We start from the raw sequence: 22,176 nt of genomic DNA, 5'->3' as shown, positions 1-22,176 counted from the left end.
TTACTTTTTCTTCCTCAAAACCCAAAACACAGGATACGAAACAATCGTAATTCCCAAAATAACTAGAAAACTTATAGGGTCGCTATAGATAAATCCGAGCAGTAAACCAATTGATGCCAAAATAGCAATAATCGCGGCCCAAGGATACCAGAAAGAGCGATATGGTCGTTCTAAATCTGGTTCTTTGGTTCTTAGTTTTAAAAGTGACGCATATGCCAATCCCCAGACAATAATGGAGATAAAAGCGGCAAAAGAAAATAAAACCTCAAAGGATCCGACAAATATGATTAAGAACAAGCTGAAAAAAGAAGAAACCAATAAGGCCGTAACAGGAGTTCCGCCTTTGTTTACTTCAGTTCCCTGTTTGATGAAAAATCCGTCACGGCTTAATCCGTAAAGAATTCTCGGCGGAATCATCATAAAAGCATTCAAAATACTGATTAAAGAAAAGATAGAAATTACAGTTACTATAATGGCGCCGTTTTTTCCAAAAAGAACTTTAGCCACATCGGCAGCAGCCAAATTTGATTTCGCCAAAGTTTCAACCGGCAAGACATGAAAAAAGGCAATATTTACCAAAGTATAAATAACAGCTACCAGAATGACACCGCTGAAAAGTGATTTCGGAATGTTCTTTCCTGGATCATCATTTTCTTCAGCAAAAAAACTAACGCTGTTCCAGCCGTTGTAAGTTCCGATAATTAACTGCAATGATTTAAAAAATCCAAATAAAAGACCAATTTGAAAAAACGAATTATCGGTTTGAATTTTCGGAACTTCAATTCCGGCATGCATAAAACAGGCTGTAACCAAAGCCACAAAACAAATAACTTTTAAGAAACTGGTAATCTGCTGGATCACGCTTCCGTTTTTGACACCGCTTAAATGAATTAATACGAAAGCAGTTAAGAGCGAAATGGCCATAATAGTGGAATAATTTTTAAGCTCTGGAAATAATATAATAAGATATTCACTGATTACAATACAATAAAAAGCAGGCGGAATTGCATTGGTAATATAATCAAACCATCCAGAAAGAAAACCTGCATAGTCGCCAAAAGCCCTTTTGATATAATTGTAAGAACCTCCTGCTTTTGGGAGCATGGCACCCAATTCGGCATATAAATTGGCGCCAATTAAAACATACAAGCCACCAAAAATCCATGAAAAAATAATCAGCCAATAATTGTCTAAAAGCCCTGCGATTGCTCCTGGAGTGCGAAGGATTCCGACCCCAATGGTACCACCGATTAATACGGCAATATTAAAACTAAGGCCAAGTGTTGTTTTTAATTGATTGTTTTTGGTATGGGACATTAAAACGCTATTTATTGTTTACGGAATATATCGTGCAAAAATAGCCATTTTAGAACAGTTTCCTAAAGAAAACAAAAACCTCATTCTTTTACGGAATGAGGTTTTTAATGGATTAAAAGATTTTATTTTTTTGTTTTTAGATATTTGTCCAGAAAAGCGAGTGTTTTTTTAGAGGTGGTAATCTGATTTTCTTTTTTCTGAAAACCGTGGCCTTCGTCAGGATAAACAATGTATTCTACTGGAACGCCATTTTTTTTGACACCGGCAACTATTTCGTCGCTTTCTATCGGAAGAACTCTTACGTCATTGGCGCCTTGAAAAACCAAAAGCGGTTTTTTGATTTTCTGATAATTGTATAAAGGCGAAATCTTTTTTAAACGGATACTGTCTGAAGTGTAAGGATCTCCTAGCTCATCATACAAAGCCGTTCTGAAAGATTCCCAGTAAGGCGGAATGCTTTTTAAGGTTCTTGGCCAGTTGGCAACGCCAAAAAGATTAACGCCAACTTTAAATTCTTCAGGATGAAAGGCCAAAGCGCCCAAAACCATACAGCCGCCATAACTTCCGCCATAAATGCCAATAGCATTTGGATCGATATAATTTTGCTCTGCCAGCCATTTTTTACCCCAGATACAATCTTTTAAATCGCCATTGCTATGGTCTTTGTTATCTAATTTGTAAAATGTTTTTCCGTAACCGCTGCTGCCGCGATTGTTAACCGCCAGCACTGCGTAACCGTGATTTACGAGATATTGAATACTATTTGAATATCCGATTCGGCTTTGCCCTCCTGGACCGCCGTGAACCCAAACCAAAGCCGGAACTTTATTGTTTTCTGATGCCTGAAGCGGTTTGTAATAAATGGCAGGAATCTCTTTTCCGTCAAAAGATTTAAAACGGACAACTTCTGCTTTTACTAGGTCGTTCTGGTCAATTTTTTTGCTTATGGTCGAGGTCAGCTGCTTTAATTCTTTTTTAGGAATGTCGTAAACGTATAGGTTTGGAGAACTTGTACTGCTTCCTACTGTGAGCAATAATTTGTTTTCGCTGTTGGAGATAATTACGTTTTGAACATCACCGTCTTTTAGGTCGGGGAAATCTATTTTTTTTCCAGTTTTATGGTCAAAAAGCAAAACTTTGTTTTTCCCGTCATCATTAATAAAAATGACATGATACTTTTCGTTTTCGCTCAAATTCATATAACTGACATCCCATTTATCTTCAAAAACTTTTTCAGATTTTCCGGTATTCAAATTGTATTTTACCAGATAACTGAATTCACTGTCCAGATTTGTAGCATAATACAGAATGCTGTCATTCTTTTCAAAAACCATCGGATTATAGTTTGCCGCTTTTGCCGTACTGATTTTTTTGGTTGTTTTGGTGTTGTTATCGTAAATGTACAATTCGTTTGTGTCGGTTGTAAGTTCTTTTGTAAGAGCAATATATCTTTCGGTTTTGCTAATGGCGTAAGGCGAGTATCCCATTTCGTTTTTGTATAAAACTGTAGGTTTCCAAGTAAGCGTATCCAATTTTATGACATCAAAATATTTAATATTGCGCTTGTTGCTGCTTACATACATATTTTTTTTGTCAAGGCTCCACCCCATAAAATTATTGGTGCTGTTGGGCCAGGGAGTAAGATCTTTGGGAGCGGCATTGGTTCTGTCCGCTAAGTAAAGATGAGCGTTTTCATTACCGCCTTTGTCAGAAGAATAAATAAATTTTGAACTTTCGGGAAGGTAATCGATGGCGTAATTGCTTTCTACGGTAGATTTCGTAAGCGCGACTGAGGTAGTGTCGGCTATGTTTATTTCGTAGAGATTAGCAATTCCGGTCACGTTGCTGTTCATTAAGATTTTGGTCTCGTCTTTATTGAACCCAGCGCCGCCGATTGATTTGGTGTCATAAAAATCTTCTACGGCATATTGTATTGGCATTCTTGCTTCCTGATTTTTCTCTTCTTTTTTACACGATTGAAGCACTAGCAGTGAAAAAAGACCAAATAACATAAATTTTTCTTTCATTTGTAAATGGTTTTAAATTATTGATTTTCAATTGATGATAATCAAATTTATAAAAAACATTTAAAGAAGTAGAAAAAATCTTATTTAACTCGTTGGGTGAAATATTTTCAAACATAGAAACATAGATTTAACTAAACTTAAAAAAGGCGTTTCACTAGTCTAAATGCACATAGTTTAGCTATGTTTGGAAACTTGTTTCTTCCATTTTCTTTTTTCGGCACAAAAAACGATGCTTCTATGTGTTAAAATGCTTTTATTTTTTAATACACCCAACGGGTTTATTTATTGTTAAATTAGAATTTGTCGTAAAAAGGCAAAGCTCTTTCTGTTTTTTATAGAATACAGAAAAAGCTTTGCAGGTTTAAAATCTAATTCAAAATTTTAGAATTTGTAACGCAGGCTTGTCATAATTTGACGAGGTGCGATCGGATTGACACTGTAATTTTCGTGAACCGTATAATTTAATTCGTTTGTAATGTTTGATAATTTGCAAAGAATAGAGATTTTTCTCCACGTATATCCAAGAGATGCGTCGATTGTAGTGTATCCTTTTAACGGAATTTCCCTGTCCCAGATGCCACCCGGTCTTGTCGAATCGTACTGACTGTTCCAGCCTCCAATTCTGTCTCCGATGTAATTTCCGATCGCTCCGAGAGAAATGCCTTTTAAGAAACCCTCTTGAACCGTATAAAAGAAACTTAAGTTAGCGGTATTTTGAGGAGTCCTAGCCACGCGATTACCTTCAATAAAACTTCCGTTTAGTCCAGAAGTTTTAGTATAACGCATATCATTGTAGCTGTAACCGGCAATAATACTCAAACCATCTATAGGTCTAGCATTCACATCAATTTCTATTCCTTTGCTTTTAGTTTCACCGCTCAAAACTTTAACGTTGGTATCCGTGTTTGGTGTTCCATCGGCTTTAAACTCTGCCATTTGAGCCAGATTGCTGTTCGTAATTTGATAAACAGTTACGTTTGTGCTGAGCAATCCGTTTAAGAAATCGGTTTTAACTCCCGCTTCGTATTGGTCGATTATAGAAGGTTTTATAGGTTGTAAATCAGCCGTTGTACCAGTATTTGGAGTAAATGATGTCGAATAGCTTCCGAACAATGAAACCGTCTTTAAAGGCTGATAAACCAATCCCGCTTTTGGTGAGAAAGCATTGTCTAAACGTTTTGGTGTAATTACCGGAACTGCATTTTCGGGAGCAACTGTTTGTTTTCCGCCAACGTATGTTTCTTTGTAAGTCGTTACTTCAGCTTCCTGCCAAGACCATCTGATGCCGGCCAATACTTTGAATTTTTCTGTAATCGAGACAAAATCTTGGAAATAAACTCCAAAACGATTGGTTTCTGTTTTGGCAATTTGAGTAGCTCTGTCGGTAACAGGAATATCGTTTCTTTGAGTGCTTGGGTCAAAAGTAAACAGATTTATCTTGTCATATAAGGTTGGACCGTACACAGGCTGTCCGTTTTTGGTTCCAGTTTGCACATATTTTTCATCAAATGTGTAAGTGTAAGCAGTCGCAAATGAATTTTCCCAATCGGCGCCAGTAAAGATCTGATGTTTTACAGATCCTGTATTAAAATTGCCTTGCAAACTCAACTGATCACCTAAAATTTGCTCCAAGTTTTTGTTTTTTGCCAAACCTCTGTTCCATTCACCCGGTGTCGCATACGTATCTAAATTTGATAATTGAGCGGTAGAGTAGCTCCCTCGGTTATAATTTTGTAAAGAGGAATTAAAGTTAAGTTTCCAGTTTTTATTGAAATCATGATTTACTAATACAGAAACGCTTGAAGATTTTGTATTTCCGTTTGACCAAAGCGATCCATAAAAAGCATTACGCGGCAGGTCTAAAATTTGTTTTCCGATAATTCCAGTTCCAAAATCTGGAGTCCAGTCAGCAGTAAGATAATCTCCCTGAACTGTAATTTGTGTTTTTGGATTGATGACGAAAAGCAAAGATGGATTAACATACAAACGCTCGTTCTTTACCACATCTCTAAAACTTTCTGAATTTTCGTAAGAACCATTAATTCTAAATGCAATAGATTTTGATAGAGCTCCATAAAAATCAAATGCTGGCTTGTAGTACGAGTAGCTTCCCATTTGCATGGAGATTTCTCCTCCTGTTTTGAATAATGGCGTTTTGGTCACAAGATTCACAATGCCGCCTGGGGCAACATTTCCGAATAATAGCGCCGAACCTCCTTTAAGAAATTCTACTTTATCTAAACCAGAAACATCAGGAATAGAACCTGAATTATAACGAAAACCGTTTTTAAACATATTATTGGCAGACATGTCGTATCCTCTAGAGAAAAAAGATTCCTGTGCGCCGCCTCGTGCAGAGCTTACATAAACTCCGTTGGCATTTTTGAGAACTTCGCTCAATCGGATAGCTTGCTGCTGTTCGATAACTTCTGAACCAATAACTTGTATAGACTGCGGATTATCCATTGGTTTTAATCCTGAACGAACTGCGGTTACGGGTTTTGGCTCTTTGTTTTTGGTAACGATTACTTCGCTAAGAGTTTCGCCTTTTCTGTTTTTAACAGTATCTGAAACTGTGGTATTCTCGACACTTGTATAGTCTTGGCTGTAAGACGCAAGACTTGCTAAGGACAATAGTAAAAGTAAATTATATTTCATGTTATTTATTTAGATTTAATAAAAATAAATTTCTGCAAATATAGATACACGTACTATTTACGAGATAATTTCAAACGGAATTTCTTGCTTAAACCTTTATTAGTTTTTTCTTAAGATTTGCTTAATAATTTTCTAATTTTATTTTAATTTTGTAATGAATTAGTTTTTGAGCAAAAAAAAGACCTTGCTCTTTTTAGGCAAGGTCTTTTTTTAAACTTAAAATTTAAGGAATAATCTCCTGATTATTTTACTACGATTTGATAAGTAGCCATTTTCCAGATTTCATCGTATTTTTTTCCATTTTGTTCGCCAGCAGATTTTTCAGTATGAGCGTATTCTACCATGTAATTTCCTGACCAGATAGGAGTAAAAGAAAATTCGCCTTTATCATTTGTCCATAATTCTTTTTCCCAGCCGTTTGGAGCAATTACTTTGATTTTTGCTTCCTTAGCAATAGCGCCATCATAAGAGGCAACTCCTGAAACTTTTACGTTTTTCTTAGCAATATCAGCATTTTCAGAAAAAACAGCGATTTTATTTGAATTTGCTGCAATACTGTTTCCAGCATTTTTGTTTCCAACCACAACTGTCGCGCTAGAGTTGTAATCTAACTTCATTGTCCCGTACACTTCACCAACGGTGTGGTGCATCACGATTGTATAAACACCATCTTCATCTGGTGTAAAGAAAGACTGAAATCTGTTGTCTAAAGCTTTAGTTGTCAATTTGGTTTCCTTTTTCGAAGGACTGATGACAACTAGGCTGAAATCTTTTAAATCTGAAAACCATTTATCGGCTTTTGTGATGTCATTATCTGAGAATTCTCCAAAATAAATCGAAATTTCCTGCACTTTTCCTTTTGTTCCGGTTGGTTTTGTTTCAATCCAAAGGGCGTGTGCAAATATTGGAAAAGAAACCAGCATCAAAAAGAAAGAAGCAATGATTTTAAAAGTATTTGATTTCATACGATCAAGTTTTAATTGTTAGATGATATTTTCTACAAACTTAAGTCTTATTTAGAACAATTTAAAATAAAACTTAAAAAACTGCTTTTTTTTCTCCGATTTTAATCTTTAACAAAATCTAGGAATTATGATTTCTTCTTCTTCGTTTTATTATTGCGTCCCCACCAGATATAAAATCCCGTTATAGGGAGACTCGCACAGACTAAACTGGCAAAAAATGCCAGCACTTTTCCCGGAAAACCAAGTATGCTCCCCACGTGAAGATCATAGTTTATAAATCGAAACTTTTCTCCATTGTTTCTGTCTTGATAGGTAGTGGTTTTAAGTTTTTTTCCTGTGTACTGATCAAATTCTTCTGCGGTATCGTCAAAACGGCTTTCAAATCTGATGAATGTATTAAAAGTTCTCAGCGAGTCTTTTTCGCTCGGAATAAACATAAAGTAACTTTCTGCATCGGGGTAAGATTTTTTAGTCGCAGCAAAAATTTTATCTGTTGCGGTATTTTTGGTATATTTTGTAGTATCAGACACCAACGGCTCGGGTCTTTCAAATGTTTTTCCTCCATTAAAAATCCATTGCACGCCTTTATCATAACTTTCAAAAGCCCAGACCAAACCTGTTAAGGCAATAATTAGAGCAAAAATCATAGCGTAAAATCCGAGAATATTATGCAGGTCGTAATTTTTTCTCTTCCACTGTGTGGTGTTTTTCCATCGAAACCAAAAACGCTGTTTTGCGGCTTGTTTGTTTTTAGGCCACCAAAGCACCAGGCCGGTTATTAGTGAAATTATAAAAATGATAGTAGCTGTTCCAACGATTGGATCGCCAATATCGCTGTTAAGGCAGAGGGTCTGGTGCAACATTCGAACAAAAACAAAGAATTCAAAATTATATTCTTCCTGTTGCTGTACTTTTCCGCTGTAAGGATTGAGGTATAGATAAGTGCTTTGATAACGATTCCAATACCAAAAAGCATCTTGGTCTAATTCTTCAAAAAACCAGATCATTACGGTGCGGTCATCATCGTTAATGATTTTACACCCGGAAAGCGCTTGGCTAGGATGGTTTTTTTGATTGGTTTCTTTTGCAATCTGCAGTAATCGGCTTATGGGAAGTTTTTCGCCTTTTATCTCGTCTGCGTAATAATAGTCGTGAACTATGGGGCGCAATTCTTCCTCAAAAGAATACAAACAGCCTGTAATACCCAGAATGACAACAATTAACCCCGAAGAAAGTCCGAGCCAGAGATGGATTTTAAGAATAAGTTTTTTAAAGGTCATAACAGTAACTTCTAATTAAAAGCGCCTCAATTTTTACAATTGAGGCGTCAGTTAATTGCTATTTAAGATTTTAGAATCGGATTGTCAAATTAGCCAGAACACTTGTTGGAGCGTTTGACGATCCCCAGAAATCCCAGTACTTTTCGTTTGTTATGTTGTTGAATTTCAAGCCAATTCTCCAAGAAGGCTGGTCATAATAAATCGTTGCATTGTAAACGGTGTAAGACGGCATGTAAACAGTATTTTCTGCAGTAAAGTAATTTTTGTCGATATAATTGGCACCCGCACCAATTCCTAAACCTTTCAGCTTATTTTGGAAAGTATAGGTGGTCCAGAAGTTAACTACATTTTCTGGTGCGCCTGTTGCTTTGTTTCCTTCGATGGCCGCCACAGAAGCTTTTACAATTTTATTGTCGTTGTAAGCATAACCTGCTACGATATTGAATCCGTTAAACGGATTTGCCATCAATTCGAAATCAACACCTTTACTGACTTGTTTTGCATCTTGGAAAGTGTATCCGTTCAAGTCTGTTCTTGTGGCATTGTCAATCGTGATATTATAGTAACTAATCGATCCGCTTAATTTTTTATTGAACGCTTCGGCTTTTACACCTCCTTCATACTGAATCGCATAAACTGGATCTAAAACCAACTGTGTAGAGTTTGGTTGTGTAACTGGCTGCATATTCTGGAAACCGTTCATATAATTTCCAAATACCGAAACTTGGTCTTTTACCACCTCATAAACCAAACCTAATTTAGGCGAAAGCGCTGTTTGGCTATAACCTTCTACGGTTCCCACTTTTGCTCTTTCAAAATTATCCAAACGCAAACTTAACATAGCAGAAAGCCTGTCTGTAAAATTAACCACGTCGCAGGCATAAACGCTGATTGTTTTTTGGTCGGCAACTGGAGATGAGGTCAAAACAAGACCGGCATCAACAGCTTTTCTTCTAATCGGAGCAAAATCGGTCGTAACATCAATATTATCAAGAGTGAATGTCCTCCCGCCAGAAAAATTAGAATTATAGATTCTGTAGTTTACTCCGGCCAAGAATTTGTGTTTAATGCTTCCGGTATCAAATTTTCCGTTGATATTTTCCTGAATATTTGTGAAGTTGTTATAAATAGGTCCCCACAAACCAACTCTTCTGTCTACCTGCGTTGGAGAATTCCAAACAGCATAAGTCTGGTAACTGCGCTCAACATCTTCGCCTACAAACGAAAATACGGTTGTCGATTTCCAGTTTTCTGATATTTCGTATTCCGCTTGAGCGAAAACTTTTGTAGCAGTTGTTTTGGCATCGTTGTCGTCGTGAAACATCGATTTTTTATAATTTATTTGCAGATCAGTAGGATTGGTGATGCCAGAATTTGCCGCGTACGTATTGTAAGTACGTCTGGTGTTGTTTACATTATAAAGTTCAGCATCAATATTGAAGGTAAGCTTGTCAGATGCTTTATAGGTTAAACTTGGCGCAAAAAGCAACGTGTTGTTAAACCCATAATCCAGAAAGCTTTTTTCTCTATTTACAGCAACATTCACTCTAAATAAAACCGTTTTATCTGCATTAAGCGGTGTATTAACATCTGCCGTTAGACGGTTTAGGCTGAAACTTCCGCCGGTATAAGATATTTCGGCAGCAGTAGTTTCAAAAGGTTTTTTGGTCACTAAATTTACGACACCTCCAAAAGAAGATACAGACGAACCAAATAAGGTTCCTGAAGGGCCTTTCATAATTTCAATTCGCTCTACATTTCCAAGATCTACAGAAGAACGTCCAGAAACCGTTTCCATCCCGTTACGTGCATTTACTCCCGTTGAAAAACCTCTGAAAATCAGTCCGATTCCTCCTGAAGGATAGCTGATTGGAACAACTCCTGGCGAATTTTGCACCGCATTTTTGATGTCTACGGCGATTTGTTCCTGCAAAAGTTCTTTTTGTATGACACTGTAAACCTGAGGATTTTCAAGATTAGTCAAAGGCATACGAGCGACATAATCGGTCTTTTTAGATAAGATGCTTTTTTTGCTATTAATGACCACTTCTTTCAGTTCTTTATTCGAAACTTTTAATTGAAGATTTAGTGAGGTGGTTTCGTTTTCGGCAACTGTGATTTCCTGCTCTAGAGTTTCATAGCCTGTTAGTGAAATCTGAAGAGTATAGGAGTTGGCTTTTACTTTGTTGAATTCAAAACTACCGTCATCGTTGGTGATGCTCCAATATTTTGAATTTTTTAAAATGACATTGACACCAGCGGCAGCTTCACCGTCTGAGGTGGTTATTTGTCCTTTGATTTTTCCATGGTTTTGCTGTGAAAATCCAGCGAAGAATGTTAATAATAAACTGACTGTAAAAAGAAAACGGGATGTTTTCGGATTAAGATATTTCATTTTGGCTTTTATTGGTTTATAATATGTTTTATTTAGAATAAATAAAAACAGTACAAATTTATAAATTAATATTATTTTAACAATTTTTGGTTCAAGTTTTTTTTGTGAATGGTTTTATAAAGCGTGGAAAGTTTTGAAAATACACGTTTCGTAATCGTTATTTAAAGAGTTTAGAAGCACTTAAAAGTTCAAAATGTTTATTTTTGCACTCTGAAAAATGAATTCATGATTTTACCTTTCTTAAAAAAGTTTGAGAATACGCCAAAAGGATATCGTATAGCCAACACTGTTTTTTTCTTTCTGTCAGGATTTGGATATTCTTCCTGGGTTTCCAGAATTCCGCATATACAAGCTCAATTACATTTAAGCGAAGCTCAGTTTGGAGCAGTTTTGTTTGCCTTTCCCATAGGCCTCATGCTGACTATGCCTTTTACAGGAAAACTTTTAAACAAGTACAGCAGCCGGTATATTATGCTGTTAGGGGCAATTATGTTCAATATTGTATTGTCTCTGCCGGGTTTGGTTGCTTTTGTATGGCAGCTGGTTATTGTGCTTTTAATTTTTGGAGCTTCGCGCAATATCTTCAACCTTTCTATTAACGCGCAGTCTCTTGAAGTTCAGAAATTATATCCAAAATCGATTATAACGCGTTTTCATGCTGTTTGGAGCATTGCGGTATTTTCTGGAGCGGGATTGGGTTATATTATGGTTACTCAAAAGATAGCACCAGCGCATCATTTAATTGGAGTGAGTGTATTTATGTTGGCGCTTACGGCGTTCTTTTATCCAATGAGTATTCATAACGAGCCTGTTCCGGTTAAAAAGAAATTCTTTTCGATGCCAGAAAAGAATCTGGTAAAATTTGCGCTGATTTGTTTTGTTTCTATGGCTTGCGAAAATACCATGTACGACTGGAGCGGTATCTATTTTGAAAATATATTAAAAGCTTCTCCAAAACTGACCAGTGCGGCTTTTGTATTTTTTGCCACAGCAGTAACCTTAGGACGTATTTTTGGTGATTATGGCGTAATGAAATTCGGAACCAAAAAAATTCTGCTCTACAGCGGTATTTTAATTACTGTTGGTTTCGGAATATGTTTTGTTCTGCCTTATGCATATCCGACTATTTTTGGTTATGTTTTAATCGGATTTGGAGTTTCTTGTGTGGTGCCTTTGGTGTTTAGTATCGCAGGAAGGTCTTCAAAGCTAAGCAGCGGTTCGGCTTTGACTTCAATTTCGACAATTGGTTATCTCGGCTTTTTGCTGGTGCCGCCAATGGTTGGTTTTATTTCTGAATATCTGAGTATGAAATGGGCTTTTCTAGTTATGGCGCTTTTAGGTATTCTGATGATTTTTATGGTGAATAAAATCGGAGAGAATGAGTAATTTTTCTTAAGTTGCTTAGGTTCTGAGTTGCTAAATTGCTAAGTTTTTTGGCTCGGGTACAAATTTTTCCTTAAGTTTAAATTTTTCAAATTGATTCATTGCATTTAGCGGCGTTTTGATTTTTCCCTGTCCACAGGAAGAGAATGAAATTACAGTAAGCAATAAAAATGTTTTAATGAATTGCTTTGTCATTTGTTAATTCTTCTTTACCGTTTCAACAGTTTTAGTAGGATCCGCATTTTGTCCTGCTGTCTTAAAAATAGATTTAAGGGCTTTTAATTCGGTATCAACAGCGTAAACTTCTCCTGATTCGTCTGCAAAATAAACTACGTTTTCTATAAGCGCTGGGCTTGATTTTATTTTATCTTTTGCCAAAAACTTCTTGATCAGTTTTCCGGTCGATTTACTTATTACGTAAAGATTTTTGTCATCACTTCCAAAAAAGATTTTATCGCCTGTAATAAGCGGTTCAGTGCGAATGCTTGCGGTAGCTTTAAATTTCCATTTCGTCGTCATGTTGTTTTTGTCCAAACAAAAGAAAAAGCCGCCGTCATTGCCAAAAAATATAAGATTACCTTCTTTTAAAGGACTTGAAGAGACCCAGTCGTTAGTCGCTACAGAAGAAATTACCTTTTTTCCATCCAGACTGTATTTGTAGAAATTACTGTCATTGCTTCCAAAAAAGATATTGTTTTCGTCTATAATAATTTTGCCAAAAACGGCTCCCAGAGCAATTTGGTATGAGTCAATCAAAGCAACTTCTTTGCTTAGTTTGTAGATTTTCCCTTTATTATCGGCTATAAGCAGGTAATTGTCTTTTGTAGAAACAGGCGAAGTTATTGGGGCATTAGCGTAGAATTTTCCCAAAGTAGAACCGTCTCTCGGATCCAAAATAAAAAGGCTTGAACCAGACGAAATATATAAGTTGTTGTCTATAAAAATAGGTTTATGCGTAATGGCTTCATAAGTGCCAAGATTTTTCTGCCAGATTTGTTTTCCGTCTGAGCCTATGCAATATACAAGGCCGTTGCTATCTCCCAAATAAATTTTATTGTCTTTGACTTCGGCTTGACCGTAGATTTCAGTTTCGGCGCTAAAGGTCCAATTTGTTTTTTTTGAATCAATACTGACAGAATACAGATTTTTGTTAAGACTTCCGAATATTAAATTTTTGTTTTGAACACTAATTTTAGAAATAATGCTTTGTCCTTGTAAAACATTTAATGTCGCAAAAAAACCGATGAATAGTACAATCTTGATTTTCATATTTTAGTCAGTATAAAGTTTATTTTTTTGTCATCACAAATTTTTCTGATGCGGGTTTTCCATTCAGATTCCCCGAAATTTCAGCAGTTAAGGTACTAGCACTGCTTTTTGTATAGGTTATTTTTTGTGGGTAATCGTGTTTTGGGTTTTCAAAAACTAATTGTTTGTCTGATGCTGAAGTTGATGGAAAGAAAACAGGTTTATCCTCGTTCTGACCTTTTACTGTAGCTTTGTATGTCAATGTTTCTGCTAATTGCGCCAAAATAATGCTTTCAAAATGCAAAGTATCTTTTCCTTTGATGAAATAGGAAGTGGCGCTGAAGGTGCTGTCGTTTAATTTCTGCCAGTTTTCGGTTAAAACTCCATCAGCAGAAGTGTTTTCCCAGTTTCCAATCAACCAGTCTGCTTTTTTGATTTTGTCTTTTTCTACTGTTTCTTTTTTTTGACAGGAAACGAAGGCTATAATTAGGGTTATAAGAGTAATTTTCTGGAACATATTTTTAAGGTTTTGGTTGGGTGCTAATGTATGAAAAAAATATTTGTCATTTAAAGTAGCCACGATTGGAGCGATAGCGAACTTGCCAAGCAATTCTCGAATTTTTCTTAAAACTGGAACGATGTTTTTGCCACAAATTACACGGATTTACACAAATTTTTCTTTGAAAATTGGGGCGAGATTTGCCACAAATTGCACAAATTTTTCTTTGAAAACTGGAACGATGTTTTTGCCACAAATTCCACAAATTCCACAAATTTTTCTTTGAAAATCGGGACGAGATTTTTGCCACAAATTACACAAATTACACAAATTTTTCTTTGGAATTGAGACGATATTTTTGCCACAGATTAAAATGATTACATTGATTTTCTTCCAAACACTGGCAGTTTTTAATTAATCATAAATCAAATCTGCTAAATCTGCAAAATCTGCGTGAAACAAAATCATTTTGATACTGCTCTTGAAAGTAGCCATGAATTTTTTCTTTGAATATTGGGACGAGATTTTTGCCACAAATTACACTAATTTACACGAAATTTCTCTTTTAAAATTAGGTCGAGATTCTTAACCACAAATTCCACAAATTACACAAATTTTTTTTTGGAAGTTGAGACGATATTTTTGCCACAGATTAAAATGATTGCATTGATTTTCTTCCAAACACTGGCAGTTTTTAATTAATCATAAATCAAATCTGCTAAATCTGCGTGAAAAAATAATCGTGGAAATTAGTGTAATTTGTGGCAATAGATAAAGAAAAGAATCTGTGGCTGAAAAAATTAAACACTTTCCTTCAAGATAGAATATACCAATTCTTTTGTCGGTTTTTGATTTTGTAATTTAGCTCTGACTTCATCAAAAGAAATCTTAAAATCGCAACCCGATTTGTATTCAGAACAGCCGTAAGCGGTTTTGCCTTTTAGAATGTTTCCTTTATTGCATTTCGGACAGCTTAAAGAATCTGGTTTTTCTTCCTGCGTTTTCTTTTCTGTCTTCTTGGGTTCCAATTTTAATTTATAGTTTTCTTCAAAACGAATCAAACCTTCAACTGTTCCAGAATCTGTTTTAAAACCTTTAATGTTTACTGTTGATCCTTTTTGAACCAATCGTAAATATTGGCTTTCACTGATTTTTTTATCACGAAAAACAAATGGCAGCACAAAATCACAACCTGATTTGTATTCGCTGCATCCAAAAGCCGTTTTTCCTTTTATCAGATTTCCTTTTTGGCATTTCGGACAGCTTTCTGCCGAAATTCCGGAAACTTTCTTTTTTTCTGTTTTTACAACGGGTTTCTGAACTGTTGCGGCATGAGAAATGTTAGCATGTTTAGTTTCGCTTCTAACTTCATAGACCAAAGATTCAACCATTCGCTTCATGTTTCTGATAAAAGCGGCTGCAGTAAAAGTTCCTTTTTCAATATCTTTCAGCTGTTTTTCCCATGAACCTGTAAGTTCTGCTGATTTTATCAATTCGTTCTGAATCGTATCGATCAACTGAATTCCAGTTGGAGTAGGCAGAACCTGTTTTTTGTTTCGAACGATATACTGGCGCTTAAAAAGCGTTTCAATAATGTTCGCACGTGTAGACGGACGCCCGATTCCGTTTTCCTTCATCAATTCGCGTAAATCTTCGTCATCGACCTGTTTTCCTGCGGTTTCCATGGCACGCAGTAAGGTCGCTTCTGTAAAATGATTTGGCGGTTTGGTTTCTTTTTGAAGGAAAGAGGGTTCGTGAGGCCCTTTTTCGCCCACAACAAAAGCGGGCAGTAAATCTGGTTCTTTTTCTTTTGCATTTGGATCTTCAAATACGACTCTGAATCCCTTTTTTAGAATTTGTTTTCCTGTGGCCTTAAAAGTTACCTCAGCAGCTTTTCCGATTACTGTCGTATTTGCTACCAGACAATCATCGTAAAAAACAGCAATAAAGCGTTTTACAATAATATCATAAACCTGCTGCTGATTGTACGGCAGATTAATCTCGATTCCGGTCGGAATAATAGCGTGGTGATCGGTTACTTTTTTATCATTGAAAACCTTTGGTGATTTTTTGATTTTTTTCTCTAAAATCGGTTGCGTTAATTCGGCGTAATTGGTTAGTTTTTGAAGAATTCCCGGCACTTTTGGGTAAATGTCGTTTGGTAAAAATGTAGTATCTACTCTGGGATAAGTGACCACTTTTTGTTCGTAAAGCGACTGCGCAATTTTAAGCGTATCTTCTGCCGAAAATCCGAATTTCTGATTACAGTAAACCTGTAAACCTGTTAAGTCAAACAGTTTTGGCGCATATTCGTTTCCGTTTTTCTTATCAACAGAGACAATTTCAAAATCACTTTCTTTTACTTTTTCTGCTAAGATTTCTCCATCTTCTTTTTTCAGGAAACGTCCTTCTTCATAGCTGAAAAGTGTTTCTCTGTAAAGCGTTTGCAGTTCCCAATACGGCTGCGGCTTAAAGTTTTCGATTTCCTTAAAACGGTCCACAACCATCGCAAGCGTCGGCGTCTGCACACGACCAATGGAGAGCACCTGTTTGTAACCGCCGTGTTTTACGGTGTACAAACGGGTGGCATTCATACCTAAAAGCCAATCGCCGATTGCTCTTGAAAATCCGGCGTAGAACAAATTATCGTAATTCTCGGAAGGTTTTAAATTATCAAAACCTTCTTTGATTGCTTCAGTAGTTAGAGACGAAATCCATAAACGTTTTATTTCGCCTTTATAATGCGCTTCGTTCATGACCCAACGCTGGATCAATTCTCCTTCTTGCCCAGCATCCCCGCAGTTTATGACCAGTTCGGCTTTGTCAAATAAGCTTTTTATGATTTTGAACTGTTTTTCGATACCTGAATTCTGAACTACTTTGGTTTCGAATTTTTCAGGCAGCATGGGCAGATTGTTCAAATCCCAGCTTTTCCAGTGCGGTTTGTAATCGTTAGGTTCTTTTAAGGTGCATAAATGCCCGAAAGTATAAGTCACGGCATAACCATTGCCTTCATAATAACCATCGTGCTTGTTATTGGCTCCCAATACAGCAGCTATTTCACGGGCGACACTTGGTTTCTCGGCTATACAGACCTTCATTTTATACTTTCTAGTTTAATAAGCGAAATTAGGGATTTTATGAGAAAAGGGCAAAGATTCTCGAGTTAAGTGGCAAAGAGACAAAGTGGCAAAGTGGCAAAGTTTTTTTTGGATCATTAGATTTTTATCGAATTACTGATTTATTTCTAAAACATAATTTGCGCCAGATCAAAATTAATGTTGCTGAAAAAAATCCAACATTGTTTTTAAGGCATTTTTTGAGTGCATTTTTTCTCCATTTTCTAGTGATTCTTGTGCGGCCTTTGAGGCTCTTTGCAGCATTTTGGTTTCATAAGATGAAATTGCCTCTTGTGTCGATTCAAAGTTTTCAGAGGTTAAAGATTCGCTCAATTCCAAAGCATCTAGCATCGCCATGTTTGCGCCTTCACCTGCAAATGGAGGCATTACGTGAGCGGCATCTCCGATTACGGTCAAATTTGGTATGGTTTGCCAACTTTGGTCAAGAGGCATGCAGTTAATCGGACGCGGCACAAAAGGAATTGAAGCATTTGCAAAAAGTTCGTGCCAGATGTTGCTCCACTCTGGATATTCTTTCCGAAACCATTTTAAAATCTGTTTATTATCAGTGTAGTCCAGACCATTTTCTGAAATCCAGTTTTTATCGGCTTTAAAGCTGGCATAAAATCCTAGATCACCATTTCCTTTTTGTCCCATCAAAATATTTTTTGTATTTCCAAAAGCCATTATTTTTCCGCCATTAACCAATGACGCAATCTGCGGAACCGCTTTTGCAGCATCATAAATTGTGCCTTCCAACATTGTGATGCCACTGTAAAAAGCTTTTATATCTGTGAGATAAGGCCTGATTTTAGAATTAGCACCATCAGAACCAATCACAAGATCGGCATAAACCGAGCTGCCGTTTTTAAAATGCAGCAGCCATCCATCGTTTTGAGGTTCCATAGCAAGAAAATGACTATCCCAAATCACCGTTTCGGGTTGTAGCGATTCTAGTAGTATTTTTCGAAGCGCACCGCGGTCTATTTCGGGACGAAAATGTTCGTCTCCGAAGTTTTCATTCTCATTGATTTCATGATCGCTAAAAAATATTTCGGCTTGTTCGTTTGTAATTCGTGTTTTATCAGCTCCTGGGAGAAAATTATTTTTGAATTCGTTTAATAAGCCTGCTTTGCGAATAGCGGCCAATCCCGATTCGTCATGAAGGTCAAGAGGAGAACCTTGAATTCTTGCATTTTTATCAAAATCTCGTTCATAGACTTTTACATTTACATTTTGAAGCTGTAGTAGTTTGGCCAGCGTGAGACCGCCTGGACCACCGCCAATAATGGCGATTTGTTTGTTTTCTAGTAACATTTCTTTTTAGATTTTGTTCTGTTTCGCCTTTTGGGCCTTGATTCGGAACAAAATTATTGCTCTTTGAGAACGGATAATAGTATAAATCGGTCACCCTTGTTTTTTAATAATTCTTTGGGTACAACTCCAGAAAATTTTTTGATTTCTTTGATGAAATGATTTTGGTCGGTAAAGTTCAGTTCCGGAAAAAGCTTTCCTTTTGCAATGTGAGGCAAAGAAGCTTTAAAACGAAGAATCTTGCAGAAAGCGCTCAACGATAGTCCGAACTGTTTGTTGAAATAGCGGTTGATTTGCCTGCTGTTCCAGTCTGTTTTTTCTGAGAGTTCTTGTACAGACATTTCGCCGTTTGAAGCATAAACAAGCTTAAAGAGACGACGTTTTTTTTCATCGATTTGAAGAGGCAAAAGTGCGTTTATTTTTGAGGATGCTTTTTCTTTAAAGGTTTCAAAATCCTTAAAGTCTTCTTTCTTGAAATCCCAGAAATTATCGGGCAGTTTTTTGGAAGAATTGAGCAGGTCGCCAATTTCAGTTTTGAGAATATATTCAACTCCCAAGGGTTTGAAACTGATTTTAAAGGCTAGGGTGTGAGGCGGAATGTTTCTTTGTTCTGGAATAGTTTCTAGTCCAATTAAAATAGTATCAAAAGTAGCTGACTCAGACTGCATAAAAAACAAATCGATTCTTCCATCTGGCATGATGACAACTTCTTTAGGCTGATCGGACTGGTTATGAAACATACCAATGTTCTCAACAAAATCTATTGCAGATTGCTCTGGAATTACAAATTGATAGTAAAAGTCGTTGTTCATTTTTTTGTTTTTTGCCGCTAAGGCGCTAAGGCACGAAGTTTTTTAATTTTCCCATCTATTTATTGGTTATTATGATTTTACATATTTGTGAAGCACAATTCCGTTGGAATAAAATGCTGCTTTTGCTAATTTGTACTTTGATTCAGATTTGAAAATAGGCAGACCTTTTCCGAGCGAAACTGGATGTACAAATAAATTGAGTTCATCAATAAGGTTTTCTGAGATTAAGGAAGAAACAAATTGAGCGCCGCCATAAACCATTATATCAAGGCCAGATTGTGTTTTTAGTTGCTCGACTGCGTGTTTTAAATTTCCGTTTTCAAGTACCGTATTTTTGCCTTCTATATTTTTTAATGTTTTGCTGAAAACCACTTTTAACGTTTCGGTAAAGAATTTTGCAAAATCGGTTTCTGAATTTTCACTAGTATTCTCTGAAGCTTTCTGCCAATGCGGAATCGAGATTTGTGCCATATTTCTGCCCAGCAAAATCATATCTGTATTTTCTGTAATGCTGTTAAGGTACTCGATGTGTTTTGTATCTGTCTCTTGCAGCATCCAGTCGAGTTCGCCATTTTCGCCGCCAACAAATCCGTCGATGGTTATGTTCATTTGTAATTTCAGCTTTCTCATAAGTTACATTATTTGAGTTAGAAAAGTAATATTTCTTGCTTAAGACTCCCTGTTTTTTAATTTTGACCCAATCTTCGACATAAATCCCTATAAACGGAATCGTTTTTGTATCGACAATTCTAAAATAAGTTGCAGGATATTTTTCCTGAATTTGCTCTGCCGTGAATTTTGATACGTCAAGTCAGACAGATGATAGTTTTCATGGATTTTAACAAAATTATAATGTTACGTAAATTTCTGAAATTTTACGAATAAGTTAATTTATCGATTTCGAATTGCTTCAATAATTTCATGATAGTTTTCAAAAATATCGGGACTAATCAAAAGTTTTTTATCATCTTCAAGAACAAGAACACTTTCAAAATAACCACGGCTTATTTGTCCTGCTTTTCCCTGCATTCCAGGAACTCTATGCGAATGGATACTAATTACTGAAGAAAAAGGTATGAATTCTGCCTCACGAGATACAAAAGTTGTTTTCGTAATTCCGTCTTCTGTCACCATGATTTCATAGACTAAATTAAGATTAAGAAGCAGACCAGATGTAATACAAATAAAAAAAAATAATGAAACGGCAATTATTGTCAGATCTCCATTACTTAAATCATCATAAAAGACTAAAAGAAAAAAAATAAGCAGAATAAAGAAAAAAAGACATCTTCTTGTAAGAAATAGAGTTCTAAATTTTGAATGCACTTCCATGTAAATAATTGTAGGCCTTCTCTTTGGCGTTTTTCAGTTTTTAACTTCGGTTAATTATGAGCATCAATAAGTCAATCTTTTTCATTACAATTATACTTTAAAAACGTCAATTCGTCTTATCCAGGCAATTTCAGATTCAAAAAACTGGAGTTTGGTTTTGACCACTTTAGCACTTTTATCGCGTGGATTTTTAGCTATAAATCTCGCTGTCGAAGTATTAAAATCTAAGGTGTATTTTTCGTCAAAATCTTCTTTTTTGTCAGTAGAGAAAGTAATAAGATTGTCTTTTGCAGTCCATTTTCCTTTTCCGTATTTATGAACTTCTGTAGGATTTACGCCTTGTATTTTGGAATAGGAATGAAAAACGAATGTTCCGTCTTGATTCAGCGTCAGTTGGTATTCAATAAGATGTTTTTCTCCTTCACCCAAAGAACGAGTATATTCTCCCGAAAACTGATTTGTTTGCGCCAGTAAACTCAGGTTTGAAATTACAAGGAATGCGGTTATAATTTTTTTCATAGTATAATGTGGCTTTATCTGCTTGATTTCATTGCTTTAAGTTTCTTGACATTTGAGTCCTTTACAAACTTTTCGTATTCATCGGTTTCCATTCCGAACAAGGCAATTTTTCCTTCGCTGTCGCTGTGAATTCCGAAACCGTATGTTTTGGTCAGGGGAGAAGCGCGCAGACAAGCTTGCCCTTTTGAGAAAAACTGTTCTCTTGCCGCTTTGTATTCGTTTTTGGTAACATCATTCCGATCAGCAAAAACCTGAAAGAGGACATCGTCTGAGGTATATTTGTACGGATTTTTAGCAATTATCTCATACTGCATTTCGGCAACCGTCTTTTTTTCTTTTGATGGCGGTTTTGTACCGCTGTCTGCTTTGGTATCTGTAGCAACTTCTATGAAAGTATCAAAATAATTAGTGGTGTGCGTTTTCATCTTGAAAAGTTTTTATGTAAATATACTTTTTTTTCTTACAGAATATCTAAAAAAGCCTTATATTGTCACGATAATAAGTTTATGATGATCACTGCAAATTTTTACTTAATAAACAGTTCTTTGATGTGCCTAATGAGCGCATTGCTGTATTTGCATGACGATACTTTCTTAAGAAGCTCAAAAGAGTTTATTCCTTTTGCCCTGTCACAACTCTAGACAGGGATTACCTTTTTATCAAGCTCATTTTTTTTAAAACTTCCATTTTCATTCAGGATAAAATATAACTGAATTGTGTTGGGCTGTCAGATATTCAGTGAAGAGTTGAATGTCGTTCTGTATGAAAATGATCCAAACAAGAAAATCATGTCACAAAATATTGTTTTAACCACTGGAACTTACGATTTAATTAAAGATCACGTACGAAGAAAAAAAGTAACGCCTCATGAAGAAGAACTTCTATTGGACGAATTAAAACACGCCACCCAAGTCTTAAGAAGAAATCTGCCTGAAGATATTGTTTCTGTAAACAGAAAAGTAACGTATAAAGACCATGTCAAAAATGAAGAAAAAACAATTCTTTTGGTTGGTCCCGAAAAAGTGAAAGTAAGCAAAAACAAAATTTCGGTTCTTTCAGATGAAGGTATTGCCATGGTTGGTTACAAAGTAGGCGATGTTGTAGAATGGCCGGCTAAAAAAGGAAATTTGAAACTCGAAATTTTAAAGGTAGAAGTAGAGGCTTAATAGTATTTGCTGCTATGGACAAAATAAAAAAGGGGCTGTCGCAAAAGACAGCCTCTTTCGGCAAAAGGTAATATTTGCAAAAAAACTTCCATAAACCCCAGAGGGGTACAATATTTATAGAATTTCAATAACAAAATGAAAA

Annotated in this window: 17 protein-coding genes; 2 read left to right on the top strand and 15 right to left on the bottom strand. The window is 36.0% G+C overall.

From position 1 onward, the window contains the following. The 6 genes from E0W73_RS05140 to E0W73_RS05115 all read right to left on the bottom strand — a co-directional run bounded on the left by E0W73_RS05140 (position 1) and on the right by E0W73_RS05115 (position 10,642). Positions 1–1,317: an APC family permease gene (locus E0W73_RS05140; protein WP_135221021.1), complete on the bottom strand. Its 1,317-nt coding sequence runs from the start codon at positions 1,315–1,317 to the stop codon at positions 1–3. 122 nt (positions 1,318–1,439) lie between these two features. Further along, positions 1,440–3,344, bottom strand: a complete 1,905-nt coding sequence (locus E0W73_RS05135; protein ID WP_135221020.1) for a S9 family peptidase — start codon at positions 3,342–3,344, stop codon at positions 1,440–1,442. Between the two features lie 381 nt (positions 3,345–3,725). Continuing rightward, on the bottom strand, positions 3,726–6,002 hold the full coding sequence (locus tag E0W73_RS05130; protein WP_135221019.1) for a TonB-dependent siderophore receptor: 2,277 nt from the start codon (positions 6,000–6,002) through the stop codon (positions 3,726–3,728). Between the two features lie 242 nt (positions 6,003–6,244). Then, complete coding sequence (locus E0W73_RS05125; RefSeq protein ID WP_135221018.1) at positions 6,245–6,967, bottom strand: hypothetical protein; 723 nt, start codon at positions 6,965–6,967, stop codon at positions 6,245–6,247. Positions 6,968–7,092: 125 nt separating this feature from the next. After that, positions 7,093–8,247 (bottom strand): PepSY-associated TM helix domain-containing protein, encoded by a 1,155-nt coding sequence (locus E0W73_RS05120; RefSeq protein WP_135221017.1) that lies wholly within the window; start codon positions 8,245–8,247, stop codon positions 7,093–7,095. A gap of 70 nt (positions 8,248–8,317) precedes the next feature. Then, on the bottom strand, positions 8,318–10,642 hold the full coding sequence (locus tag E0W73_RS05115) for a TonB-dependent receptor (protein ID WP_135221016.1): 2,325 nt from the start codon (positions 10,640–10,642) through the stop codon (positions 8,318–8,320). 225 nt (positions 10,643–10,867) lie between these two features. Between E0W73_RS05115 and E0W73_RS05110 the strand changes: the two genes are divergently transcribed. Then, positions 10,868–12,028, top strand: a complete 1,161-nt coding sequence (locus tag E0W73_RS05110) for an MFS transporter (RefSeq protein ID WP_135221015.1) — start codon at positions 10,868–10,870, stop codon at positions 12,026–12,028. A gap of 195 nt (positions 12,029–12,223) precedes the next feature. On the opposite strand, the gene E0W73_RS05105 is transcribed toward E0W73_RS05110, so the two are convergent. The 9 genes from E0W73_RS05105 to E0W73_RS05065 form a co-directional block, all read right to left on the bottom strand. Further along, positions 12,224–13,294 carry an outer membrane protein assembly factor BamB family protein gene (locus tag E0W73_RS05105; RefSeq protein WP_135221014.1) on the bottom strand — a complete coding sequence of 357 codons (1,071 nt, stop codon included), beginning with the start codon at positions 13,292–13,294 and terminating at the stop codon, positions 12,224–12,226. Between the two features lie 19 nt (positions 13,295–13,313). Then, positions 13,314–13,790: a DUF6265 family protein gene (locus tag E0W73_RS05100; RefSeq protein WP_135221013.1), complete on the bottom strand. Its 477-nt coding sequence runs from the start codon at positions 13,788–13,790 to the stop codon at positions 13,314–13,316. 782 nt (positions 13,791–14,572) lie between these two features. Further along, the gene (locus tag E0W73_RS05095; RefSeq protein ID WP_135221012.1) at positions 14,573–16,873 is read right to left on the bottom strand and encodes a DNA topoisomerase 3; all 2,301 of its coding nucleotides are present in this window, start codon (positions 16,871–16,873) and stop codon (positions 14,573–14,575) included. 174 nt (positions 16,874–17,047) lie between these two features. Beyond that, positions 17,048–18,208 carry an FAD-dependent oxidoreductase gene (locus E0W73_RS05090; RefSeq protein ID WP_135221011.1) on the bottom strand — a complete coding sequence of 387 codons (1,161 nt, stop codon included), beginning with the start codon at positions 18,206–18,208 and terminating at the stop codon, positions 17,048–17,050. Positions 18,209–18,261: 53 nt separating this feature from the next. After that, a complete protein-coding gene (locus tag E0W73_RS05085) occupies positions 18,262–19,017 on the bottom strand; it encodes a helix-turn-helix domain-containing protein (RefSeq protein ID WP_135221010.1) in 756 nt (251 codons plus the stop codon). Positions 19,018–19,086: 69 nt separating this feature from the next. Further along, positions 19,087–19,647 (bottom strand): dihydrofolate reductase family protein, encoded by a 561-nt coding sequence (locus E0W73_RS05080; RefSeq protein WP_135221009.1) that lies wholly within the window; start codon positions 19,645–19,647, stop codon positions 19,087–19,089. Positions 19,648–19,908: 261 nt separating this feature from the next. Continuing rightward, positions 19,909–20,151, bottom strand: coding sequence for a hypothetical protein (locus E0W73_RS05075; RefSeq protein ID WP_135221008.1), 243 nt, complete (start codon positions 20,149–20,151; stop codon positions 19,909–19,911). A gap of 288 nt (positions 20,152–20,439) precedes the next feature. Further along, on the bottom strand, positions 20,440–20,868 hold the full coding sequence (locus E0W73_RS05070; RefSeq protein WP_135221007.1) for a copper resistance protein NlpE N-terminal domain-containing protein: 429 nt from the start codon (positions 20,866–20,868) through the stop codon (positions 20,440–20,442). 14 nt (positions 20,869–20,882) lie between these two features. Beyond that, positions 20,883–21,293: a DUF6157 family protein gene (locus tag E0W73_RS05065; RefSeq protein ID WP_135221006.1), complete on the bottom strand. Its 411-nt coding sequence runs from the start codon at positions 21,291–21,293 to the stop codon at positions 20,883–20,885. Between the two features lie 363 nt (positions 21,294–21,656). On the opposite strand from E0W73_RS05065, the gene E0W73_RS05060 reads away from it, so the two are divergent. Continuing rightward, positions 21,657–22,034, top strand: coding sequence for a GreA/GreB family elongation factor (locus E0W73_RS05060; RefSeq protein WP_135221005.1), 378 nt, complete (start codon positions 21,657–21,659; stop codon positions 22,032–22,034). Positions 22,035–22,176: the final 142 nt, after the last annotated feature.

Origin of the sequence: Flavobacterium foetidum (genome assembly GCF_004634245.1) — a bacterium.
Classification (GTDB): Bacteria; Bacteroidota; Bacteroidia; order Flavobacteriales; family Flavobacteriaceae; genus Flavobacterium; species Flavobacterium foetidum.
The sequence above is the reverse complement of the archived record's forward strand: the minus strand, read 5'-3'. Positions and strand labels throughout refer to the sequence as shown.

Bases quoted from the DNA above. Each gene is read 5' to 3' on its own strand.
- E0W73_RS05105 (WP_135221014.1), bottom strand. From the start codon at position 13,294: ATGAAAATCAAGATTGTACTATTCATCGGTTTTTTTGCGACATTAAAT.
- E0W73_RS05090 (WP_135221011.1), bottom strand. From the start codon at position 18,208: ATGTTACTAGAAAACAAACAAATCGCCATTATTGGCGGTGGTCCAGGC.
- E0W73_RS05085 (WP_135221010.1), bottom strand. From the start codon at position 19,017: ATGAACAACGACTTTTACTATCAATTTGTAATTCCAGAGCAATCTGCA.
- E0W73_RS05080 (WP_135221009.1), bottom strand. From the start codon at position 19,647: ATGAGAAAGCTGAAATTACAAATGAACATAACCATCGACGGATTTGTT.
- E0W73_RS05065 (WP_135221006.1), bottom strand. From the start codon at position 21,293: ATGAAAACGCACACCACTAATTATTTTGATACTTTCATAGAAGTTGCT.
- E0W73_RS05075 (WP_135221008.1), bottom strand. From the start codon at position 20,151: ATGGTGACAGAAGACGGAATTACGAAAACAACTTTTGTATCTCGTGAG.
- E0W73_RS05070 (WP_135221007.1), bottom strand. From the start codon at position 20,868: ATGAAAAAAATTATAACCGCATTCCTTGTAATTTCAAACCTGAGTTTA.
- E0W73_RS05130 (WP_135221019.1), bottom strand. From the start codon at position 6,002: ATGAAATATAATTTACTTTTACTATTGTCCTTAGCAAGTCTTGCGTCT.
- E0W73_RS05110 (WP_135221015.1), top strand. From the start codon at position 10,868: ATGATTTTACCTTTCTTAAAAAAGTTTGAGAATACGCCAAAAGGATAT.
- E0W73_RS05135 (WP_135221020.1), bottom strand. From the start codon at position 3,344: ATGAAAGAAAAATTTATGTTATTTGGTCTTTTTTCACTGCTAGTGCTT.
- E0W73_RS05115 (WP_135221016.1), bottom strand. From the start codon at position 10,642: ATGAAATATCTTAATCCGAAAACATCCCGTTTTCTTTTTACAGTCAGT.
- E0W73_RS05140 (WP_135221021.1), bottom strand. From the start codon at position 1,317: ATGTCCCATACCAAAAACAATCAATTAAAAACAACACTTGGCCTTAGT.
- E0W73_RS05060 (WP_135221005.1), top strand. From the start codon at position 21,657: ATGTCACAAAATATTGTTTTAACCACTGGAACTTACGATTTAATTAAA.
- E0W73_RS05125 (WP_135221018.1), bottom strand. From the start codon at position 6,967: ATGAAATCAAATACTTTTAAAATCATTGCTTCTTTCTTTTTGATGCTG.
- E0W73_RS05100 (WP_135221013.1), bottom strand. From the start codon at position 13,790: ATGTTCCAGAAAATTACTCTTATAACCCTAATTATAGCCTTCGTTTCC.
- E0W73_RS05120 (WP_135221017.1), bottom strand. From the start codon at position 8,247: ATGACCTTTAAAAAACTTATTCTTAAAATCCATCTCTGGCTCGGACTT.
- E0W73_RS05095 (WP_135221012.1), bottom strand. From the start codon at position 16,873: ATGAAGGTCTGTATAGCCGAGAAACCAAGTGTCGCCCGTGAAATAGCT.